The organism is Methylobacterium sp. WL7, from assembly GCF_008040085.1.
Classification (GTDB): Bacteria; Pseudomonadota; Alphaproteobacteria; order Rhizobiales; family Beijerinckiaceae; genus Methylobacterium; species Methylobacterium mesophilicum.
In genome coordinates, this window is record NZ_VRVG01000256.1 from 1 (window position 1) to 3,137 (window position 3,137).

The following is a 3,137-nucleotide window of genomic DNA, read 5'->3' on the forward strand; positions in this document are numbered from 1 at the left end:
CCATGAACCTCATCCGCACCGCATCCGACACGGACAGCCTCAAGACCCGCAGAAAAGCCGCCGCTTGGAACCACGACTACCTCAGAGCCATCGTCACTCAGACCGCCTGATCCCCTTCAAGCGATCGTCCTGAGGGCGCGGTGCCCCGGCATTGACGTAGATCGCGTCGGCCTCGGGGAGGCTCCCGTCTACGCCGGAGCGCGCATCGACCCGGGCCCACGGCCAGGGGATGAGATTGCGCGCCGCCCGCTCCGCGAGGCCGGAGTCGATCTCGAAGCCGCACACATGGCCGTCCGGCCCGACGAGATGGGCGAGGAGCGCCGTATAATACCCGCTGCCTGTCCCGACCTGGACCACGGTCTCCCCGGGCCGGGGCGCGAGCGCATCGAGGCAGAGGGCGTGCAGGCTGGGCTGTCCGATATTGATGCCGCTTGCTGCGTCGAGGGCGACCAGCACGTCCTGATACAGGAAGGCGGGGTCGTCGTCCGGGGTGGTCACGTAGAGCGGGCCGCGATCCTGAGATCGCCAGACATGTGCGGCCAGGATCGACCAGGGCCCCGGGCCGGCGAACGGCTCCCGAGGAACTGCCGCGAAGGCCGCCGCGACGCGCGGGTCGGCCGCATTCGGGTTGGCCACCAGCGACGTGTAGAACCCGCGGAGCTTGGCGCGGTGCGCCGCCGACCTGTCAGGATCCGCCATCTCCGCTCCCCCCCCTACGGAAAAAGACCATCCAACCCCCTATGCGTCAAGTCGCCGCGGGATGGAGCGCGCCCGAGAGCGCTGGCACCAGGCCGCGCAACTCCTCCAGGTGCGCAGCGGTCAGATCGCGCAGCAGGGTTTCGGCCCGGGGCGTGAGCGCCAATTCGCTCCGGCGTCGATCCTCGGCGGCGCGTCCCTTCGTAAGCAGGCCGCCAACGACCATCCGGGCGACGAGTTCGGCCGCGGTATGCGGAGCGATCAGAAGTTGCTCGGCCAGCAGCCCCACCGTCGGCGGCGCGCGCCCGGCATGGCCGGCCAAGGCCAGGAGTGCCTGATGCTGCTGAGGTGGGATGCCGGCCCGGCCTGCCGCCGCCTCGCTGAAGGCCAGGAAGCGCCGCAGTCGGTATCGGAATTCCGCCAGAGCGGCGTACTGCTCCTGGGACAGCGGCGCGGTCTGAGGATCCTCGCAAGCCACGGTAATCTCCCTGGTGCCGGTTCCGGACGTTCGGCCTTATAGCGTCCGGATCCATAAGGGCTTCCCGGGCCCGTAGCACCCCGTTCCGGTCCGGACGTCATTGAATATATCGTGCTACGATATAATTGGGCCGTGAAGGACGGAGGGCTGTATGGACGGCGGACAGGACATCGCGCACGGCGCTGGCAGGCCATTGCGGCGGGTGCTCGGCGATTTCAGCGCGGATCGGCGGGTTCTGGCGCTGGCCGCGCTCGCGGCGATCACCGGGACGGCTGCGACCGCCACCGCCTGGATCCTGCTCACGCTGATCGGCCTGGTGACCAATCTCGCCTGGTACGGCCGCTTCGACACCGCTCTGACGTCACTCGCCGGCGCGACGCCGGGGCCGTGGATGATCGCGATTCCGGTCATCGGCGCGCTGATCGTGGGTGCGATGGCGCGTTACGGCTCGGAGAAGATCCGTGGCCACGGCATCCCGGAGGCCATGGAGGCGATCCTGATCGGCGGCAGCCGGATGTCGCCCAAGGTGGCTGTCTTGAAGCCGCTCTCCTCGGCGGTGGCGATCGGCACGGGCGGGCCGTTCGGCGCCGAGGGACCGATCATCGTCACGGGCGGCGCGGTGGGCTCGCTGTTCGCGCAGTTCTTCCATCTGAGCGCATCCGAACGGAAGACCCTGCTGGTGGCCGGCGCCGCGGCCGGCATGACGGCGATCTTCGGTACGCCCGTGGCGGCCGTGCTGCTCGCCGTCGAGGTGCTGCTGTTCGAGTGGCGCCCGCGCAGCCTCGTGCCGGTCACGGTCGGTGCGGTGACGGCGGCCTGCTGGCGGCCCGCCCTGTTCGAGGCCGGCCCGCTCTTCCCCTTCACCGACAATCCGGCGCTGCCGTGGTGGGGATTGCCCGCCTGTGCAGCGCTCGGGCTGGCCTGCGGGCTGATCTCCGGTGTGCTCACGCGCGCGCTCTACGCCCTCGAGGACGGGTTCGGCCGGCTGCCGATCCACTGGATGTGGTGGCCGGCTTTGGGCGCCCTCGTGGTCGGCCTCGGCGGCTTGGTGGAGCCCCGGGCGCTCGGTGTCGGCTACGATGTGATCCGCGATCTGCTGTCCGGGCACATGCTGGCCGGAGCGGTGCTGATGATCCTCGTCGTGAAAGCGGTGATCTGGCTCGCCGCGCTGTCGTCGGGCACGTCCGGGGGCGTGCTCGCACCGTTGCTGATCCTGGGTGGCGCGATCGGCTGGCTGATCGGCCTCGTCCTCCCCGGTGCGCATGGGTTCTGGGCGCTGCTCGGCATGGCGGCGATGCTCGGTGGGACCCTGCCGGCGCCACTGACCGGAGTGGTGTTCGCCGTCGAGGTGACCGGCGACGTCGCCGCCCTGGCACCCCTGCTCGCCGCCACCATGGCGGCCTACGCGGTGACCGTGCTGCTGCTCAAGCGCTCGATCCTCACCGAGAAGATCGCCCGGCGGGGACAGCACGTGACCCGGGAATACGGCATCGATCCCTACGACTTGGCCCGGGTCGAGGCGGTGATGACCCGCAAGGTCGCCACCCTCGCGGGGGATCTGCCGGTGGCCGAGGCTGTGGCGGCGATCACCGCCGGTCCCCACCACGCCTATCCGGTACTCGACGGCGGCCGTCGGCCGGTAGGCCTGGTCACGCGCGACGACGCGCTCCGCTGGACGATGGAGACGCGGGAGGATGACGCGGCCGACGAGACCCTCGCCGAGCGCGTCTCGGATGCTGGCTTGGCATCGGTCCATCCGGGCGATGTGGTATCGCACGCCCTCGACGTGATGCTGTCGGCCGGCCAAGGCCGCCTGACGGTCACCGACCCGGAGAGCGGTGAGTTGGTCGGGCTGCTCACCCGCAAGGACCTGTTGCAGGTGCGCGCCGCGACGGTCCGCGCCGAGGCCGAGCGCCGGGCGTATTTCCGCCGGAATCGCATCCGCGCGGAGGCAAGCGGGGGC

The 3,137-nt window shown here is 70.5% G+C and carries 3 protein-coding genes; 1 reads left to right on the plus strand and 2 read right to left on the minus strand.

What is annotated here, in order from left to right; genetic code table 11:
- Nucleotides 1-93: 93 nt before the first annotated feature.
- On the minus strand, nucleotides 94-699 hold the full coding sequence (locus FV233_RS28840) for a hypothetical protein (protein WP_238261088.1): 606 nt from the start codon (nucleotides 697-699) through the stop codon (nucleotides 94-96).
- Nucleotides 700-745: 46 nt separating this feature from the next.
- Complete coding sequence (locus FV233_RS28845) at nucleotides 746-1,174, minus strand: helix-turn-helix domain-containing protein (RefSeq protein ID WP_147855776.1); 429 nt, start codon at nucleotides 1,172-1,174, stop codon at nucleotides 746-748.
- A gap of 151 nt (nucleotides 1,175-1,325) precedes the next feature.
- On the opposite strand from FV233_RS28845, the gene FV233_RS28850 reads away from it, so the two are divergent.
- The coding region (locus FV233_RS28850) for a chloride channel protein (RefSeq protein ID WP_147899574.1) at nucleotides 1,326-3,137 on the plus strand (1,812 nt) is incomplete at its 3' end.